Consider the following 16,095-nt stretch of genomic DNA (forward strand, 5'->3'; position numbering starts at 1 on the left):
TGTGCGGGACGATCCGTCCCAAGTGGTGCACTGCCGGGCAACCCCGCGGTAACTCAGCAATCTTCCGTAAGTACCGGTCAGTAAGTGTTACCGGAAGTTACAGGTAAGTCGCGGGGTCTGTCCACAGCACTCCGCTCAGGGGTGCCCGCTGATGCGGGCCTTCATCGCGGCCAGCTTGGCGGCGAACTCCGGCGTCTCGATGGACGCGACCTGGGGGACGATTTCGGTGTCCACGGCTTCACTGTGCTCGACCATGGCCGCCGTTCGCCGCATGGTCGCCTTGATGGTTCGGACGAGTTCCCGGGGAGCTTCGGCCGCCGGCCGGGCCAGCTCGACGGCCCGCGCGAGCAGCTCGTCGTGCCCGCCCTCGACCCGCTCCCACGCCAGCCCGTGCCGCACGGCCGCGTCCGCGTCCAGGACCTGCCCGAACAGCGTCATCGCGGTGGCCGTCTGCGGTCCGGCCAGGCGCTGGAGCATCCACGTCATGCCGCCGCCGGGGTGGATGCCGAGCTGGAGGAACCGCGCGTCGAACCGCGCCTTCGGACCTGCGAGCCGCACGTCACACGCGAGCGCCAGGTTCAGCCCCGCGCCCACCGCGGCCCCGCCCACGGCGGCGATCGTGGGCAACGAGCAGGCGGCGACGGCGAGGAACCCGGCGTAGATGCGCCGCAGCCCCTCCTCCCGGGCCTCGCCGAGCGCGGTCAGGTCGGCGCCCGCGCAGAACGCCGGGGGAGCGCCGGTCACCACGACGGCGTGGGCGTCCTCTTCGGCGCTCTTCACGGCCCGCACCAACTGGTCGGACAGGTCGAGCGTCAACGCGTTGCGCCGGTCCGGGTCGTGCACGGTGATGACGGCCACACGGTCGACGAGCTCCAACAACACCTCTGGCATGGCGGCACTCTAGGGGGCCGGTGGTCGGTCCAGCAGTCGGGAGAGCACGACGGTGGACACGGTCCGGTCGATGATCTCCACGGCGCGCAGCCGTTCCAACGCGGTCTCCAGGTGGTGGATGTTCGCCGCCCGCAGGTGGACGATCGCGTCGGCCGCGCCGGACACCGTGTAGGCGGCCATGACCTCGGCCATCGGCTCCAGCCGGGCCTGGATGTCACCGGGGGTCACGTTGCCCCGGCAGTGCACCTCGACGAACGCCTCCGTGCCCCACCCGAGCTGCTCGGGGTCCACGACGGCGGTGAAGCCGCGCAGCACGCCGGTGTCCAGGAGCCGGTCGACCCGCCGCTTCACCGCGGGGGCCGACAGGCCGACCTCCTTGCCGATGTCCGCGTAGCTGGAGCGGGCGTTGGCCATCAGGCACGAAATGATCCGCTGGTCGATCGAGTCCACACGCAACATTCTGCACTAGAAGACGCAATACTGCGGCGTTGTTCGCTGGTCTGAGGGTTATTTACCCTTCGATCCATGACCTCGGTTTCCCTCCTGGGCCCCGGCGACGAGCCGATCGTGCTGGGCGTCACCACGCCCGCCGCCCCCGTGCGCGTGCCGACCACCCGTCGGTACCTCATGTGCCCGCCGGAGTACTTCACGGTGGAGTACGCGATCAACCCGTGGATGGACCCGACCAAACCCATCAGCACCGAGCTGGCCCTGGCCCAGTGGACGGAGCTGAAGGAGACCTACGAGCGCCTGGGTCACAAGGTCGATCTGATCGAGCCCCAGCCCGGCCTGCCCGACATGGTCTTCTCGGCCAACTCGGGCACGGTCATCGACGGCCAGGTCCTCGGCTCCCGGTTCCGGGCCGAGCAGCGCGTCCCGGAGGCGGACCACTTCCGCCGCTGGTTCCTGGCGAACGGCTACACCAACGTCGTCATGCCGGAACGCACGAACGAGGCCGAGGGCGACTTCACCTGGACCGGCCGGTACCTGCTCGCCGGGACGGGCTTCCGCACCGACCCCCTGGCCCACTCGGAGGCCCAGGAGGTCCTGGGCGTGCCGGTGATCTCGCTGCAACTGGTGGACCCGAGGTACTACCACCTGGACGTGGCCCTGTTCGTGCTGTCCGACGACCTGGTGGCGTACTACCCGGAGGCCTTCTCCCCGGGCTCGCAGCGAGTCCTGCGCCGCCTGTTCCCGGACGCGGTCATCGCCACCGCGGAGGACGCGGAGTGCCTGGGCCTGAACGCGGTCTCCGACGGCCGCCACGTGGTCCTGCCGGTCGAGGCGACGCACCTGGCGGAAGAAGTGGCGAAGCGCGGCTTCGAACCGGTCTTCGTGGACATCTCCGAACTCCGCAAGTCCGGCGGCGGCCCGAAGTGCTGCACGATGGAACTCCGGGACTGAGTCCCGCTCGAAGGCCCCCGACCGCGGTCGGGGGCTTTTCGCGTTCCACGGCCCCGCGGACGCCGCCGCACCACGACAGCCCCGGCCCGCGGATGATCACCACGGCATCGTGGCAGGAACGGGTGGAGCGCGCGTCACCCATAGGGCTGATCGGGCTAGCGACGGGACCTCGCGGAGTGCTCCGATCGACGGCACCTCGCTGTCGACCAAGGTAGGGAGCGCGCCATGAACGACCTCGACGCCCAGCGGCCAGAGCCGTTGCCCCAGCCGCCGGAGGAGGAACGGGTGGAACGCGAGAAGCCCGAGGTTCCGCACCAGCTCACCGGGCTTGAGTGGCTGGTCAAGCAGGTTCAGCGACAGCGCAACGGTTAGTCCGACACCTCCCGTTGGAACGCCGCCCACAGCAGGTTCAACGGGTGGTCGGCCGGGAACTTCGCCCGCTCCTCCTTGCGGGCGAAGACCCCGACCAGGCGTTCCAGGACCGGCTTCCGGTCGTTCTTCAGCTCCACCACCCGCAGGCCCGAGCCCTCGCGCAGCTCGTTGTTGGCCGCGACCACGCCCAGGCCGGACGTGACGATCATGCAGCCCTCCACCAGGCCGGACCGCAGCAGCGACATCCCGTACTGGATCTCGTCGATCTCCGCCGCGATGTCCAGCTCGTTGCGGTAGTCCGGCCCGAACCACCCGCGCAGGAACTCGGCGATCAGCCCGTCACCCGGCACCACCAGCGGCAGCTTCGGCAACTCCCCGGTGCCGACGCTCGTGCCCAACCGGTGCTCCGGGATGTTGGTCAGCAGCGCCAACCCGCCGCGCCGCCACTCGATCACGTCGAAGTCCGCGAACTCCGACCCGTCGCCCGCGGGCGTCACCACGCTGCCGCAGACGATGTCCACTTCCTTGCTCTCCAGCTTGTTCCAGATGTCCCGGGTCCGGATGTGCACGACCTTCAGCTCGACGTCCCGCCGCCGGAAGTCGTCGGCCACGTGGTGCCACGCCTTCGCCAGCGAGTCGAGCATGAACCGGGTGGTACCCACCGTGAGCGTCGTGCCGAGCTTGCGGCGGCACTCGTGAATCGAATCCAACCAGTCGGTCATTGTGGACCGCGCCAATTCCACCAACGCCTCGCCGGTGGGTGTGATCAGCACGTCTTTTCCGCGTCCCTGCTTGACGACCAGCGGCTCGCCGCACAACGACTTGAAGTTCCGGTTCAGCGTGTCGATCTGCTTCTGCACGCTGGACTGCTCCCGCCCCAGCACCCGTGCCGCGCGCAGCGCCGACTTCGTCTCGTACACCGCGATCAAGGTCCTGAGCTGGTCGAACGTTGTGTCCAGCAGCAGCGGTGAGGTGTGCAGGAGCCTGCTGAGCCGGTTGCCCGCGGGGAGCAGGAGCTGTGCCGACGTGGACATCGGGGCCTCTCGGGTCGGGGTCGAGATGTTCTACCGATCAGTTGTACTGAACTTGATCGCAGTATGGGGTCAAATTATCCGAAGAACTTGGTTGCTTTGTCTGGACACGTATACACGGTTCGTAAGAGACTTCTTCCGCAACCAGGTGCGAGTTCACGTGGGAGCAATCAAGGGGGTTTTGGGGGGTTGGGGGCCCGCCGGGCGTGCGCCGGGCGGGCCCCCACGTATTAACCTCATCCGACGTGACGGTTTCCACCCTGGACTGGGGAACGAAGTACCGGGTCACCGTGCTCGACCTCGGGCTGGCCTGCTGCGGCGTCGAGGTCATGGCGGCCCTGGAGGGCGGACGGCCGCACGACCTGGCCGCGCTGGGGGTGGACGTGGCGCACGCCGCGGGCGAGGCGCACGTGCTGGTCGTGTCCGGGACGGTCACCGATGTCATGTTGCCCGCAGTGATCGCCACTTACCAGGAGATGCCGGAACCCCGTTACGTCCTGTCCGTCGGGGCGTGCAGCAACACCGGCGGGCCGTACTGGGACTCCTACAGCGTCACCAAGGGCATCGACCAGGTGCTGCCGGTCCACGTCGCCGTGCCGGGCTGCCCACCCCGTCCCGAGGCGCTGCTCGAAGGCCTCGCCGCATTGCACAGGTTGGTGTCATGACCGCCGCCTCGGCCGAACTGGCCTCGCTCATCGACCACGCCGCGGTCAAGACCGCGTTCGGGCAGACCACCGCGCACGTCTCCGTCGAGCACTGGCTCGCCGCCGCCCGCCAAGCCCACGACCTCGGCTGCACCGCCTTCGACTGGCTGGGCGTCGAGGACGCGGGCCGCCCCGGCGCGTCCGGCCAGAAGCACGCGGTCTACCTGCACGTCCTCAACCCGGACAGCAAGCTCGGCCTCCTCCTGCGCACGGAGGTCGGCGACGAGCCGCTGCCCAGCGTGTCCGGCCTGTGGGCGGGGGCCGCGTGGCACGAGCGGGAGGCGGTGGAGATGTTCGGCATCGCCCTGTCCGAACCCGCGCCGCACCTGCTGCTGCCCGACTCGTTCGCGGGCCACCCGCTGCGCAAGGACTTCGTGCTGGCTTCCCGCGTCGTGAGGCCGTGGCCCGGCCGCCTGGAACCCGGCGAGGACGGCACCTCCGCGCCCAGCCGCCGCCGCGCCGCCCCGCCCGGCGTGCCCGACCCGTCCTGGGGACCCCGACGCCTCGAAGGTGACTCCGATGCCTGAGCCGACGCCCGAGCCGATGTCCGGGCCGACGCCCGACCTGCCGCCCCGCACCCGCGGTGTGATCGCGCTGCTCGAAGCCAACTGCACCGTCTGCATGATCTGCGCCCGCGAGTGCCCCGACTGGTGCATCCACATCGACTCCCACACCGAAGTCGAGCACCAGCCCGGCTCCGCCCGCCCCCGCGCCCGCAACGTCCTCGACCGCTTCGCCATCGACTACGGCCAGTGCCTCTACTGCGGCATCTGCGTCGAGGCCTGCCCGTTCGACGCCCTCCACTGGGCCCCCGACTTCTCCTACCCCGGCACCGGCACGCTCGACGGCCACGGAGCCGTCGCCGAGCTGGTCCACGAACGGGATGTTCTGAACATGTGGGTGGAACATGTGCCGCCGCCACCTGCTCTCGACACCCAGGCGGAACCCGCCCCGGAGACCGGTGCCACACGCCCCGGACGAGGGGGTTCCGGAACCCCAGGACGCCCGGGAGCGTTGAGAGGGAGGACGTAGTCACCCGGAGGCGAACACCGTGCACAAGCACTACAACGGGTTGAAGACCGCGTTGCTGCTGGGCGCCATGAGCGCGCTGATCGTCGGGATCAGCTCGTTCTTCGGGCGCACCGCGCTGGTCATCGGCGTCGTGCTGGCACTGGGCGTCAACGCCTACGCGTACTTCAACTCCGACAAGCTGGCCCTGCGCGCGATGCGGGCCCGTCCCGTGTCGGAGGTCGAGCAGCCCGCGATGTACCGGATCGTGCGGGAACTGGCGATGGCCGCGCGGCAGCCCATGCCCCGTCTCTACATCAGCCCCACGGCCGCGCCGAACGCGTTCGCGACCGGCCGCAACCCGCGCAACGCCGCCGTCTGCTGCACCACCGGCATCCTCGAACTCCTGGACGAGCGCGAGCTGCGCGCGGTCCTCGGGCACGAGCTGTCGCACGTCTACAACCGCGACATCCTCATCTCGTGCGTCGCGGGCGCGCTGGCGAGCGTGGTCAGCGCGCTGGCGAACCTGGCGCTGTTCGCAAGCCTGTTCGGCGGCGACGACGAGGACCGCCCCAACCCGTTCGCCATGCTGCTGATCGCCGTCCTCGGGCCGATCGCGGCGGGCATCGTGCAGATGGCCGTCAGCCGGTCCCGGGAGTACCAGGCCGACGCGTCCGGCGCGGAACTCACCGGCGACCCGCTGGCCCTGGCCTCGGCGCTGCGCAAACTCGACCTCGGCACCCGCGCCGCGCCCCTGGCCCCGGAACCGCAGGTGGTGTCCCAGTCGCACCTGATGATCGCGTCACCGTTCCGGCCGGGCGAACAGCTGGCGCGCTGGTTCTCGACCCACCCCCCGATCGCCGACCGCGTCCGCCGCCTGGAGGAACTGGCCCGCCGCTCCTAACGCGGCAGGCCGGTCACCGCACGGTCACCGCACCTCGCGGGCCACGTTCATCAGGTACTGGCCGTAGCCGGACTTCGCGAGCTTCTCGCCCAGCGCGTAGCACTCGTCCGCGGTGATGAAGCCCATCCGCAGCGCGATCTCCTCCGGGCACGCGATGCGCACGCCCTGCCGGTGCTCCAGCACCTGCACGAACTGGCCCGCCTCCAGCATGGAGTCGTGCGTGCCGGTGTCCAGCCACGCGAACCCGCGACCCAGGTCCACCAGGTGCGCCTTGCCGCGCCGCAGGTACTCCAGGTTGACGTCGGTGATCTCCAGCTCGCCCCGCGCGGACGGCTTGAGGTTCCGCGCGATCTCCACGACGTCGTTGTCGTAGAAGTACAGGCCGGTGATCGCCTTGTTCGACTTCGGCACCGCCGGCTTCTCCTCGATGGAGACCAGCCGGCCCTCCGCGTCGACCTCGCCCACGCCGTACCGCTCGGGGTCGCGCACCGGGTAGCCGAACAGCACGCAGCCGTCCAACGTCGCCGCGTGGTGCTGCAGCAGCTTGGAGAAGCCCTGGCCGTAGAAGATGTTGTCGCCCAGGACCAGCGACACCGCGTCGTCGCCGACGAAGTCCGCGCCGATGACGAACGCCTCGGCCAGCCCGTTCGGGTGGGCCTGCTCGGCGTACTCCACGGAGATCCCGAACTGGGACCCGTCCCCGAGCAGCCGCCGGAACAGCGGCAGGTCGGTCGGCGTCGAGATGAGCAGGACCTCCCGGATGCCCGCGAGCATCAGCACCGACAGCGGGTAGTACACCATCGGCTTGTCGTAGACCGGGAGCAGCTGCTTGGACACCGCCTGGGTGATCGGGTGCAGCCGCGTGCCGCTCCCGCCCGCCAGGATGATGCCCTTCATCGGTAGTTCGTGAACTGGAGGGCGATACCGAAGTCGCTGCTCTTGAGGAGCGCGATGACGTCCTGCAGGTGGTCCTTCTTCTTGCCCGAGATGCGCAGCTGGTCGCCCTGGATCTGCGCCTGGACGCCCTTCGGGCCCTCGTCGCGGACCTTCTTGGCGATCTCCTTGGCCTTCTCCGACGAGATGCCCTGGACGATCTTGCCTGTGACCTTGAACACCTTCCCGGAGACCGCGGGGTCGCCGACCTCGAAGGCCTTCATCGAGATGCCGCGCTTGACCAGCTTCTCCTGGAAGACGTCGATCGCGGCCCGGCAGCGCTCCTCGGTCGAGGACTCGAAGGCGATCGCCTCCTCGCCCGCCCAGGCCACCGACGTGCCGGTGTTCCGGAAGTCGAACCGGGTGCTCAGTTCCTTGGCGGCCTGGTTGAGCGCGTTGTCGACCTCCTGCCGGTCGACCTTGCTCACCACGTCGAACGACGGGTCTGCCACGTGCCCGATACCTCCGCGTAGGCGTGTCTGCGAACCCCCGGAAGCCTACCGGGACGGCCCCGGTTTGAGTGGCCGCGACGGGGTTATGTATTGTCTGCACCGCACCCGGGCGACCGGGGGCGGGGCGGGTTGCCCGAGCGGCCAATGGGAGCGGACTGTAAATCCGTCGCGAAAGCTACAGAGGTTCGAATCCTCTACCCGCCACATCAAGTCGAGAGACCCTCGTGACACGTCACGGGGGTCTTTTCGTTTCGGCGCGGGCATCGGAAGAAGTTGATGGCCCGGCACGCGTAGTCGCGGCATCATGACGAAACGGCGTTGTGGTTCGTCCGGGCGCCAGGGGTTGGCTTCTCTTGCTTGTGGGGGTGCCGGTGCAGGCGTGGTCCTTCTTGTCGGTCGGGGACGATCGGCACTTCCAGGGCAACAGCGGCTATCCCGACGTGCTCGAATCGCTCTACGTCTTCGACTCGACGGTGCAGAACGCCCGGAAGGTGGACGAGGGCGACCTCGTGGTCGTGCGCAACCGGGAGGTGGCGCTGGGCGTGGCGCGCATCGAGCGGATCGTGCCCCAGCAAGGCGAGAAGGTGCGGTACCTGTGCCCGGGCTGCGGGCGGACGGCGTTCAAGCCGCGGAAGCACCGGCAGACCAGGTACCTGTGCACGGCCAAGGACTGTCGGCGGGAGTTCGACGTACCGGACCACAAGTCGATCCCCATCACCCGCTACTCCGCCCACTACGGCGGCACGTGGCGTGCGCTGGACGGCGCGCTCACCGTCAAGCGGCTGCGGGACGAAGCCGCCGCCGACAACGCCAAGCAGAACTCGATCAGCCCGCTGAAGCTCTCCGCGATCGAACAGCTCCTGAGCGACCTGCTGGTGCCGATGCCGCCGGTGCCGGAGCCGGCCGGGGAACCCGCGGCCGACCCGGCGGAGCCCTCGGAGTTGCCCGGCGGTCACCGGGACGCGATGGTGCGGGTACGCCAAGGGCAGGCGCAGTTCCGCAAAGAGCTCTTGCAACGGGACGGGCTGAGATGCGCCATCACGGGCCCGTGCCCGGCGGAGGCGCTCCAAGCCGCACACTTGCGTGCTTTTGCTGACCATGGCAAGCACAAGCTGGCCGAAGGCCTGCTCCTGCGCGCCGACGTCCACGTGCTGTTCGACCGCGGACTGATGGCGGTGCACCCGACGCAGCGAGAGGTGCACATCGCCCCGGCGCTGCGCGACTACGCCGCCTACGGCGCGCTGGAAGGTGTTCGGGTGGACTTGTCGCTGATCGACGTCGGTGCCGTGCGCGCGCACTACAACGCTGCTGCCGCGACCTGGGGCCGCTGACCCCCGGACATAGGTGAGACCGACGCGCAAGCGCTTCCTCTCGCTTGCGTGCCGGCCTCGGGTGCAGCATAACCCATGTCGAACGTGTGTTCGAGGGTTATGCGATGGCTGCTCGTCCCGCGTCGGTCAACTCGGCGTCCGCGCGCTCGTACAGGCCGACGGCGCGGCGGGCGCGGAGGAGGCCGGCGTGGACCAGGGCGTGGGTGGTGGTCTGGTCGCAGCAGGGCAGGCCGTCCACGTACAGGTCCGGCTCGACGCCGCCCGACAGTTGGCCCCTGCCCGCGGCCACGGCCTTCAGCATGGCCTTCGCCCGGTTGGACAGTTCCTTCGCGATGGTCATGGCGACCCCCTCGCCCGTTGTGCATCCCCTTTGTCTTGTTAGGAGGTCTCGAACCACGGCTTGAGTACCCCTCGGTTCCGGGTTCACTCGGGCGGACGAGAGCCTGGGGCACACCTTCCCCCTCTGGGCCGTTCGGATCACGTCGCCACGCCGACCGGTTGGGCTGTTCAGCTCAGCCGAAGTCCCGACGACCTCTCGGCGCTGCCAGACCGCCGGCCGTCGTGCGCGCGCACGGAACACCGGTGCGTGCGACCAGACTCGAACCCATGAGCGAAATCGGGATCGCCCTGACCGCCCTCGCCCTCGGCGTCCTCCTCGGCCTGGTGATCCGGCACAACCCCGTCCGCCGGCGCGCCCAACCCGCCACCCGCGACCACGTGCGCGAGGTGCTCAACGCCGCCGACGACCTGGAGTACGCCCTCACCACGGTCCTGAACTTCGGCCCGCTCTCCACCTCCGAGCTGGTCTCCGTGGACCTGTCCGCCAAGCTCGACCGCCTGGCCGCCACCGGCCTCGACCGCGACACCCTGCGCGACCTGCGCACGCACACCGACCGCATCGCCCTGCACCCCTACCCGGAACCCCGCGAGTTGCTCACCGCCGTTCGCGAAGACGACGCCTCGGTCTGGCTGGTCCTCCGCGAAGCCGTGGGCAGCGGCGCGGCGCAGCACCAGGCCGCCGCCGACGCCCGCGAGTGCCTGGCGGCCATCCGCGCCGGCCTGCGCGAGATCGCGCCGCGCGAGATGAAGGAGCTCGTGCCCGTCTAGAGCGCCGGACGACGCTGCCACGTCGTCCACAGCGGACGGTAGCCGTGGGAGTACCAGAACGGCGTCGAGCGCGGGTTCGGCAGGGCGTGGTGCAGCAGGGTCACGGCCACGCCCGCCTCGTCCAGCAGGCGGTGGGTGTGCGCGACCAGGGCGCTGCCCACCCCCGCTCCCCGGGCCGCCTCCCGCACGCCCAGCAGTCCGATGTAGACCACCGGGGCGGCGGACGTGCGCCCGGCGATCCAGTCCGAGTGCGGCGGCATGTCGTAGTACAGGACGCCCAGCGGCGTGCCGTCCCGTTCCGCCAGCCACAGGCCCGGCTCGTCCCACGTCAGCCGGGCCTCGATGTGCTCGCGCAGCCGGGCCGCGGTCGAGGGCCGCTCGTTGACCATCCCGAACCAGCCGTCGTACCGGACCGTCTCTACGTTCACCGACACGGCCACGGCCACGTCCGCCGCCGTCACCCGCCGGATGCGCACGTCCTCCGCGCCCGCCGGGCCGCCCAGCCCCGCCCGCCGCGCCGCGGTCACCAGCAGGGGCGCGAAACCGTGCCGCACCAGCACCTCCGCGGCCGCCACCGCCCGGCTCGGGACCGTCACCAGCGCGGCCGTGTCGGGGTCGCCGGCGCCGGTCAGCGGCCAGTCCCGCAGTTGTGCGTCCAGGTCGGCGTCGGGGTGCCACGTCAGGCTGTGCGTGCGCAGCGCGCCCCAGCTGGCGTTCAACGCGTCGGCGGTCAGTTCGGTGAACGAGTACGGCTCGGGCACCGGTCCGATGGCGGGCAGTAGCGGGTCCATGCCGTGACCGTAACCAGGGCCGTAGCCTGCGGCGGTGCGCATTCTCGTGGTGGACGCCTTCACCGACCGGGCGTTCGCGGGCAACCCCGCGGGCGTCGTGCTGCTCGAAGACGACGGGACTCCGGACGACGAGCGCTGGATGCAGTCCGTCGCGGCGGAGATGAAGCACGCCGAGACCGCATTCGTGCGCCTCAAGGAAGAAGGGCCGCTGCCACTGCGCTGGTTCACGCCGGTCCGCGAGGTGGACCTGTGCGGCCACGCGACCCTCGCCACCGCGCACGTCCTGGGTGGCGACCGCGCCTTCACCACCCGCAGCGGCCTCCTCACCTGCACCACCACCCCCGACGGCTGGGTCGAGATGGACTTCCCGGCCGACCCGGCCACGCCGATCGAGGTGACCGACGCCCTCACGTCGGGCCTTCCCGGCGTCACGGTCAAGGCCGTCGCCCAAGCCGTCTCGGACGTCCTCGTGGAAGTCGCGAGCGCCGCGGAGGTTCGAGCGCTCGAACCCGACCACGCCGCCCTCGCCCGCGTCCCCGGCCGCGGCGTCATCGTCACCGCCCCCGGCGACCGCCCCGGCCTCGACGTCGTCAGCCGCTGCTTCTACCCCTCCTACGGGGTCCCGGAGGATCCCGTAACCGGTTCCGCGCACTGCACGCTCGCCTCCTGGTGGGCGCCGCGCCTGGGCCGCGCCGAACTGCTCGCCGAGCAGGCCTCGCCCCGCGGCGGGCAGGTCCGGGCGATCTTGAGCGGTGATCGCGTGCGACTCGCCGGACGAGCGGTGACGGTGCTGGCAGGGGAGCTGATCGTGTGATCCGAACTGTTACCTTTCGTGGTAATCCGCGCAACGACCTGCCATTTCGTCGCCCAACCGGGGTACATTGGCACCCCTGGAGGGGTCTCGGTGGGTGTTCGGGACCCCTCAGTCACGCCAGGAGTTCGTAGGCCGCGACCCGGCCACCCGCGACGACGGCCGACTTGGAGGGTGGATGTCCGACCACGCGTCGGCCACGGCGCAGAACGCGCCGACCCGGTCCACGACCCGCGCGTTCAGCGTGTTCGCGGTGCTGCTCCTGCTCGCCGGGACGCTGTCCGCGGTCGCGGTGGGCTCGTGGCTGCCCGACCGGGACCCCAGGCACCTCCTGTGGACCGGACCGCTGCTCGTCGTCGGCTTCCTGCTCGCCGAGCAGCTCGCCATCAACGTCGACGTGCGCAGCGGAGTGGCCTGGACCATCTCGTTCACCGAGATCCCCCTCGTCCTGGGCCTGTTGGTCGCCCCGTTCGAGGTCGTGCTGGCCGCGCACGTGGTCGCGGGCGTCGGCACGCTGCTCGGCCGCCGGGTGCTCGACCGCGCCGTCTACAACGCGGGCCTGATGTTCATGGAGATCTCGGTGGCCTTCGCGGTCGCCCACTCCGTGGACCTGTTCCTGGACGGCAACGGACCCAAGTGGGCGGGCGCGTTCCTGGGCACCATCGCCGTGCCGCTGCTGGCCAGCGTCCTGGGCCTGACGGCGCTGCGTCTGATGGGCAAGGGCATGCGCGTCGGCCCGAGCCTGCGGCTGGTGCTGCAGACCCTGGTCGTGGCGCTGCTGAACACCTCCGCCGGCCTCGCCGGCTACGAGATCGCGGACAAGGCCCCGTGGGGCGGCGTCCTGATCGTCCTGGTCTTCGCCGGCATCACCGCCATCTACCTCGCCTACTCGGGCCTGCTGCGCGAGCAGCGCGACCTGGAGACGCTCAGCGAGGTGTCGCTGCGCGTCGCCCGCTCCGGCCGGCACGCCACCGGACCGCGCGGCGCGACCCCGGACGGCGGCGACGCCCGCGCCGACGACGACGAGTGGCAGCTGATCGCCGAACGCATCCGCGAGCAGCTCAACGCCAACCGCGTCGTGCTGCGGCTGCGCACCGACCCGCAGGCCCCGATGCGCACGCTGGTCGCCGGCGAGCCGCTGCCCCAGGGCATGCGCCGCGACGACCCGCGCCAGCTTCGCGAGGACGCCATGCTCCAGCTGCCCGGCTCGCAGGTGCGGTACTTCCGCATCGTCGACGCCGGCGAGGACGTGTCCGAGTCCCTGGTCCGCCGCGACGCGCAGGAAGCGCTGGTGGTGCCGTTGCGCGGCGCGACCCAGCTGCTCGGCGCGGTCGAGGTGCACGACCGGCTCAGCCGGTGGCGCGGCTTCGGCAAGGCCGACATCCAGCTGCTGCGCACCCTCGCCAGCCACCTGTCCACCGCCGTGGACAACCGCCGCCTGCTCGCCCGGCTGCGCCACGACGCCTACCACGACCCGCTGACCGGCCTGCTCAACCGGCCGGGCCTGCGCGAGGCCGCCGCCGAGCCGATGCGCCAGGCCGACCGGTCCGCGGTCATCCGGATCGACCTCGACGTGCTGTCCACCGTCTCCGACGCGCTGGGCCAGGCCTGGGGCAACCGGATGGTCGTCGCGGCCGGCCGCCGCCTGCGCGACGAGCTGGGCCCCGAGGTGCCGCTGGCCCGCCTGGAGGGCGGCGCGTTCGCCGCGCTGCTGCTGGACCGGCAGGCCGAGCGCATCCAGGAGATCGCCGAACGGCTGCGCGCCGCGCTGTCCGTGCCGTACCCGGTGGACCGGCTCACCGTCGAGGCGGGCGCGGTCGTCGGGTGGGCGTCCACCGCGGACTGCGAGATCGAGGACCCCGACGCCGACGCCCTGCTCCAGCGCGCCGACGTGGCCGTGCGGGCGACCAGCGAGGCCGAGCCGCTGCGCGCCTACGCGCCGTCGATGGGCCAGATCTTCCTGCGCCGCTTCCAGCTGGTCACCCAGTTCCGGTCGGCGCTGGAGAGCGGCCAGGTGTCGATCCACTACCAGCCCAAGGTCGCGCTGCCGAGCAGACAGGTGGTCGGCGCGGAGGCCCTGGTGCGCTGGAAGCACCCCGAGTTCGGCCGCGTCGACCCGGACGAGTTCGTGCCCGCCGTCGAGGCCACCGGCCTGGTGGACGTGCTGACCGACTTCGTGATGGACAAGGCGCTGGACCGGGTCCGCCGGTGGATCGACCGCGGGCTGCGGATGTCCATCGCGGTGAACCTGTCCGTCCGGACGCTGGCCGACGAGGAGTTCCCGGACCGCGTCGCGGCGGCGCTGCTCAAGCACGACGTGCCGCCGGAGCTGCTCACCTTCGAGCTGACCGAGTCCGGCGTGATGGCCGACCCCGAGCGGGCGCTGCCCGTGCTGCGCCGCCTGCACACCATGGGCGTCGTGCTGGCCGTGGACGACTTCGGCACCGGCTACTCGTCACTGGCCTACCTGCGCCAGCTCCCGGTGGACGAGGTGAAGATCGACAAGTCGTTCGTGCTCGGCATGGGCACCGACCTGGGCGACATGGCCGTGGTCCGCTCGATCGTCGAGCTGGGCCACTCGCTGAGCCTGACCGTGGTCGCCGAGGGCGTCGAGGACGACGCCGCGCGCGACCAGCTCGTGTCGATGGGCTGCGACGTGGCGCAGGGCTACCTGATCTCCCGGCCGCTGTCCGAGGAGCGCTTCGAGGCCTGGTTGCGCGCGCGAACCGTGCAGGTCAGGGGTGCTCGCGATGAGACGGTGCTCACCTTGGTCCACTGAAGGGACCCCCCGATTTCGTGAACGGCGCGAGGTTGTGTAGAGTTCTCCTCGCTCGGCAAGAACGAAAGAGCAAGCCCCTTTAGCTCAGTCGGCAGAGCGTCTCCATGGTAAGGAGAAGGTCTACGGTTCGATTCCGTAAAGGGGCTCCACGACTTGGCCGCGGTGCGCAAGCATGCGCGGCCTCTGGTCGTGCGAAGCGGTGTAGCTCAGTTGGTAGAGCAAGCGGCTCATAATCGCTGTGTCGCCGGTTCAAGTCCGGCCACCGCTACTCGGTCGAAGATCCCCGCCAGGCGGTAAGCCCGCACTGGGCCCACGGGGCACGTGCGCTCTAGAAAGGCAAGGACCCGTGGCTGCAACCGACGTACGCCCCAAGATCACCCTCGCGTGCGAGGAGTGCAAGCACCGGAACTACATCACCAGGAAGAACCGGCGCAACGACCCGGACCGCCTGGAGATCAAGAAGTTCTGCCCGAACTGCAAGACCCACCGGCCGCACAAGGAAACCCGCTAGTCGCAGCCGAAGCGCTTCCACGAGGCCCGTCCCCGCTCCAGGGGCGGGCCTCGTCGCGTAACCTGCTCCGGTGCCCCTCGACCAGTCGTTCATCGGCCGCGCGTACCCACCCTCACCGCCCTACGAGGTGGGCCGCGAGAAGATCCGCGAGTTCGCCACGGCGGTGGGCGCGACGAGCCCGGTGCACCACGACCCGGAGGCCGCCCGCGCGGCGGGCTACAAGGACGTCATCGCGCCCCCCACGTTCGCGATCATCGTGTCCCTCGGGGCCAACGACGTCCTCGTGGAGGACCCGGACCTGGGCCTGGACTACAGCCGCGTGGTCCACGGCGACCAGACCTTCACCCACACCCGCCCCATCACCGCCGGCGACCGGCTGGTCGTGGAGCTGCACGTGGACGGCATCGCCAGCCGGATGGGCAACGACATGCTCACCCTCCGCGCCGAGGTGAGCACCGACGAAGGCGAACACGTCTGCACCGGCCGCTGCACGCTGGTGGTCCGAGGGGAGGACGCGTGATCAAGGCGGAGAACGTCTCGGTGGGCGACGAACTGCCCCCGCTGACCCTGCGCATCACCCGAGCGGACCTGGTGAAGTACGCGGGCGCCTCGGGCGACTTCAACCCGATCCACTGGAACGAGCGCTTCGCGACGCAGGTGGGCCTGCCCGGCGTCATCGCGCACGGGATGCTGACCATGGGCATGGCGATCCGGGTGGTGACGGACTGGACGGGCGACCCGGGCGCGGTGGTCGAGTACGGCGTCCGCTTCGGCCGACCCGTACCGGTACCCGACAACGACGAGGGCACCCTGGTGGAGGTCACGGCGAAGGTGACCAAGGCCCTGGAGGACGGCACCTTCAAGGTCAACATCACGGCCACCCACGAGGGCAAGTCCGTACTGGGCGGAGCCTCAGCCCGAGTACGCCTCCCCTGACCAAAAGCACCAGGCGCGCAGCGCCAAGGGGCCTCGTGAGGTCACACCCCAACCCGGGCTTCTTGCTTGTGTCATCTCCGTATGGCCTGCCCGAAGGGCTACCACACTTTTGGTCGGGTGCAGCCGAATT

At 70.4% G+C, this 16,095-nt stretch carries 20 protein-coding genes and 3 tRNA genes; 16 read left to right on the forward strand and 7 right to left on the reverse strand.

The genetic code is table 11. The features are described 5' to 3' along the window. Window positions 1-135: 135 nt before the first annotated feature. Both AB0A74_RS16825 and AB0A74_RS16830 read right to left on the reverse strand, forming a co-directional pair. Window positions 136-891: an enoyl-CoA hydratase gene (locus tag AB0A74_RS16825; protein WP_358250269.1), complete on the reverse strand. Its 756-nt coding sequence runs from the start codon at window positions 889-891 to the stop codon at window positions 136-138. Between the two features lie 9 nt (window positions 892-900). After that, entirely contained in the window at window positions 901-1,341 is a 441-nt protein-coding gene (locus AB0A74_RS16830) for an Lrp/AsnC family transcriptional regulator (protein ID WP_121224781.1), read from the reverse strand. A 75-nt stretch (window positions 1,342-1,416) separates the two neighbouring features. Here AB0A74_RS16830 and ddaH point away from each other — a divergent pair, with 75 nt between their 5' ends. Beyond that, on the forward strand, window positions 1,417-2,295 hold the full coding sequence (gene ddaH, locus AB0A74_RS16835; protein WP_343935301.1) for a dimethylargininase: 879 nt from the start codon (window positions 1,417-1,419) through the stop codon (window positions 2,293-2,295). Between the two features lie 225 nt (window positions 2,296-2,520). Then, window positions 2,521-2,667, forward strand: a complete 147-nt coding sequence (locus tag AB0A74_RS16840; RefSeq protein ID WP_358250271.1) for a hypothetical protein — start codon at window positions 2,521-2,523, stop codon at window positions 2,665-2,667. Here the strand turns inward: AB0A74_RS16840 and AB0A74_RS16845 are convergent. After that, window positions 2,664-3,701 carry a LysR family transcriptional regulator gene (locus AB0A74_RS16845; RefSeq protein ID WP_358250273.1) on the reverse strand — a complete coding sequence of 346 codons (1,038 nt, stop codon included), beginning with the start codon at window positions 3,699-3,701 and terminating at the stop codon, window positions 2,664-2,666. The two genes, AB0A74_RS16840 and AB0A74_RS16845, sit on opposite strands and share 4 nt — an antisense overlap. Window positions 3,702-3,943: 242 nt before the next feature. On the opposite strand from AB0A74_RS16845, the gene nuoB reads away from it, so the two are divergent. The 4 genes from nuoB to htpX are packed head-to-tail and all read left to right on the forward strand — an operon-like array spanning window position 3,944 to window position 6,314. Continuing rightward, window positions 3,944-4,363: an NADH-quinone oxidoreductase subunit NuoB gene (gene nuoB, locus AB0A74_RS16850; RefSeq protein ID WP_358250275.1), complete on the forward strand. Its 420-nt coding sequence runs from the start codon at window positions 3,944-3,946 to the stop codon at window positions 4,361-4,363. Further along, a complete protein-coding gene (locus AB0A74_RS16855) occupies window positions 4,360-4,929 on the forward strand; it encodes an NADH-quinone oxidoreductase subunit C (protein ID WP_358250277.1) in 570 nt (189 codons plus the stop codon). Before nuoB ends, AB0A74_RS16855 begins: the two co-directional genes overlap by 4 nt. Next, window positions 4,922-5,434 (forward strand): 4Fe-4S binding protein, encoded by a 513-nt coding sequence (locus AB0A74_RS16860; protein WP_358250279.1) that lies wholly within the window; start codon window positions 4,922-4,924, stop codon window positions 5,432-5,434. Before AB0A74_RS16855 ends, AB0A74_RS16860 begins: the two co-directional genes overlap by 8 nt. A 19-nt stretch (window positions 5,435-5,453) precedes the next feature. Continuing rightward, the gene (gene htpX / locus AB0A74_RS16865; protein WP_358250281.1) at window positions 5,454-6,314 is read left to right on the forward strand and encodes a zinc metalloprotease HtpX; all 861 of its coding nucleotides are present in this window, start codon (window positions 5,454-5,456) and stop codon (window positions 6,312-6,314) included. Window positions 6,315-6,338: 24 nt separating this feature from the next. Here htpX and rfbA read toward each other — a convergent pair whose 3' ends face one another. Together rfbA and AB0A74_RS16875 are read right to left on the reverse strand one after the other, a co-directional pair. After that, window positions 6,339-7,211 carry a glucose-1-phosphate thymidylyltransferase RfbA gene (rfbA, locus tag AB0A74_RS16870; protein WP_358250283.1) on the reverse strand — a complete coding sequence of 291 codons (873 nt, stop codon included), beginning with the start codon at window positions 7,209-7,211 and terminating at the stop codon, window positions 6,339-6,341. Continuing rightward, entirely contained in the window at window positions 7,208-7,699 is a 492-nt protein-coding gene (locus AB0A74_RS16875) for a YajQ family cyclic di-GMP-binding protein (RefSeq protein ID WP_358250285.1), read from the reverse strand. Before AB0A74_RS16875 ends, rfbA begins: the two co-directional genes overlap by 4 nt. 123 nt (window positions 7,700-7,822) lie before the next feature. On the opposite strand from AB0A74_RS16875, the gene AB0A74_RS16880 reads away from it, so the two are divergent. Both AB0A74_RS16880 and AB0A74_RS16885 read left to right on the forward strand, forming a co-directional pair. Next, window positions 7,823-7,903 (forward strand) — tRNA-Tyr (locus AB0A74_RS16880). A gap of 167 nt (window positions 7,904-8,070) precedes the next feature. Continuing rightward, a complete protein-coding gene (locus tag AB0A74_RS16885; protein WP_358250287.1) occupies window positions 8,071-9,030 on the forward strand; it encodes an HNH endonuclease signature motif containing protein in 960 nt (319 codons plus the stop codon). Between the two features lie 97 nt (window positions 9,031-9,127). On the opposite strand, the gene AB0A74_RS16890 is transcribed toward AB0A74_RS16885, so the two are convergent. After that, window positions 9,128-9,370 (reverse strand): hypothetical protein, encoded by a 243-nt coding sequence (locus AB0A74_RS16890; protein ID WP_358250288.1) that lies wholly within the window; start codon window positions 9,368-9,370, stop codon window positions 9,128-9,130. Between the two features lie 266 nt (window positions 9,371-9,636). Here AB0A74_RS16890 and AB0A74_RS16895 point away from each other — a divergent pair, with 266 nt between their 5' ends. Then, window positions 9,637-10,137, forward strand: a complete 501-nt coding sequence (locus tag AB0A74_RS16895) for a hypothetical protein (protein ID WP_358250290.1) — start codon at window positions 9,637-9,639, stop codon at window positions 10,135-10,137. On the opposite strand, the gene AB0A74_RS16900 is transcribed toward AB0A74_RS16895, so the two are convergent. Continuing rightward, window positions 10,134-10,928, reverse strand: a complete 795-nt coding sequence (locus tag AB0A74_RS16900) for a GNAT family N-acetyltransferase (RefSeq protein ID WP_358250292.1) — start codon at window positions 10,926-10,928, stop codon at window positions 10,134-10,136. The genes AB0A74_RS16895 and AB0A74_RS16900 overlap by 4 nt on opposite strands. A 34-nt stretch (window positions 10,929-10,962) precedes the next feature. Between AB0A74_RS16900 and AB0A74_RS16905 the strand changes: the two genes are divergently transcribed. The 7 genes from AB0A74_RS16905 to AB0A74_RS16935 all read left to right on the forward strand — a co-directional run bounded on the left by AB0A74_RS16905 (window position 10,963) and on the right by AB0A74_RS16935 (window position 15,965). Then, complete coding sequence (locus AB0A74_RS16905) at window positions 10,963-11,742, forward strand: PhzF family phenazine biosynthesis isomerase (RefSeq protein ID WP_358250294.1); 780 nt, start codon at window positions 10,963-10,965, stop codon at window positions 11,740-11,742. Window positions 11,743-11,917: 175 nt separating this feature from the next. Next, on the forward strand, window positions 11,918-14,518 hold the full coding sequence (locus AB0A74_RS16910; RefSeq protein WP_358250295.1) for a bifunctional diguanylate cyclase/phosphodiesterase: 2,601 nt from the start codon (window positions 11,918-11,920) through the stop codon (window positions 14,516-14,518). Window positions 14,519-14,591: 73 nt separating this feature from the next. Next, window positions 14,592-14,667, forward strand: a tRNA-Thr gene (locus tag AB0A74_RS16915). 46 nt (window positions 14,668-14,713) lie between these two features. Further along, window positions 14,714-14,786 (forward strand) — tRNA-Met (locus AB0A74_RS16920). Window positions 14,787-14,864: 78 nt separating this feature from the next. After that, window positions 14,865-15,029, forward strand: coding sequence for a 50S ribosomal protein L33 (gene rpmG, locus AB0A74_RS16925; RefSeq protein ID WP_121224826.1), 165 nt, complete (start codon window positions 14,865-14,867; stop codon window positions 15,027-15,029). A gap of 70 nt (window positions 15,030-15,099) precedes the next feature. After that, a complete protein-coding gene (locus AB0A74_RS16930; protein WP_358250297.1) occupies window positions 15,100-15,549 on the forward strand; it encodes a MaoC family dehydratase N-terminal domain-containing protein in 450 nt (149 codons plus the stop codon). Then, complete coding sequence (locus tag AB0A74_RS16935; protein WP_358250299.1) at window positions 15,546-15,965, forward strand: MaoC family dehydratase; 420 nt, start codon at window positions 15,546-15,548, stop codon at window positions 15,963-15,965. Before AB0A74_RS16930 ends, AB0A74_RS16935 begins: the two co-directional genes overlap by 4 nt. Window positions 15,966-16,095: the final 130 nt, after the last annotated feature.

Origin of the sequence: Saccharothrix sp. NPDC042600 (genome assembly GCF_040647305.1) — a bacterium.
Lineage (GTDB): Bacteria > Actinomycetota > Actinomycetes > Mycobacteriales > Pseudonocardiaceae > Actinosynnema > Actinosynnema mutabilis.

Bases quoted from the DNA above. Each gene is read 5' to 3' on its own strand.
- AB0A74_RS16895 (WP_358250290.1), top strand. From the start codon at position 9,637: ATGAGCGAAATCGGGATCGCCCTGACCGCCCTCGCCCTCGGCGTCCTC.
- AB0A74_RS16910 (WP_358250295.1), top strand. From the start codon at position 11,918: ATGTCCGACCACGCGTCGGCCACGGCGCAGAACGCGCCGACCCGGTCC.
- rfbA (WP_358250283.1), bottom strand. From the start codon at position 7,211: ATGAAGGGCATCATCCTGGCGGGCGGGAGCGGCACGCGGCTGCACCCG.
- AB0A74_RS16845 (WP_358250273.1), bottom strand. From the start codon at position 3,701: ATGTCCACGTCGGCACAGCTCCTGCTCCCCGCGGGCAACCGGCTCAGC.
- AB0A74_RS16840 (WP_358250271.1), top strand. From the start codon at position 2,521: ATGAACGACCTCGACGCCCAGCGGCCAGAGCCGTTGCCCCAGCCGCCG.
- AB0A74_RS16825 (WP_358250269.1), bottom strand. From the start codon at position 891: ATGCCAGAGGTGTTGTTGGAGCTCGTCGACCGTGTGGCCGTCATCACC.
- AB0A74_RS16890 (WP_358250288.1), bottom strand. From the start codon at position 9,370: ATGACCATCGCGAAGGAACTGTCCAACCGGGCGAAGGCCATGCTGAAG.
- ddaH (WP_343935301.1), top strand. From the start codon at position 1,417: ATGACCTCGGTTTCCCTCCTGGGCCCCGGCGACGAGCCGATCGTGCTG.
- AB0A74_RS16860 (WP_358250279.1), top strand. From the start codon at position 4,922: ATGCCTGAGCCGACGCCCGAGCCGATGTCCGGGCCGACGCCCGACCTG.
- AB0A74_RS16900 (WP_358250292.1), bottom strand. From the start codon at position 10,928: ATGGACCCGCTACTGCCCGCCATCGGACCGGTGCCCGAGCCGTACTCG.
- AB0A74_RS16855 (WP_358250277.1), top strand. From the start codon at position 4,360: ATGACCGCCGCCTCGGCCGAACTGGCCTCGCTCATCGACCACGCCGCG.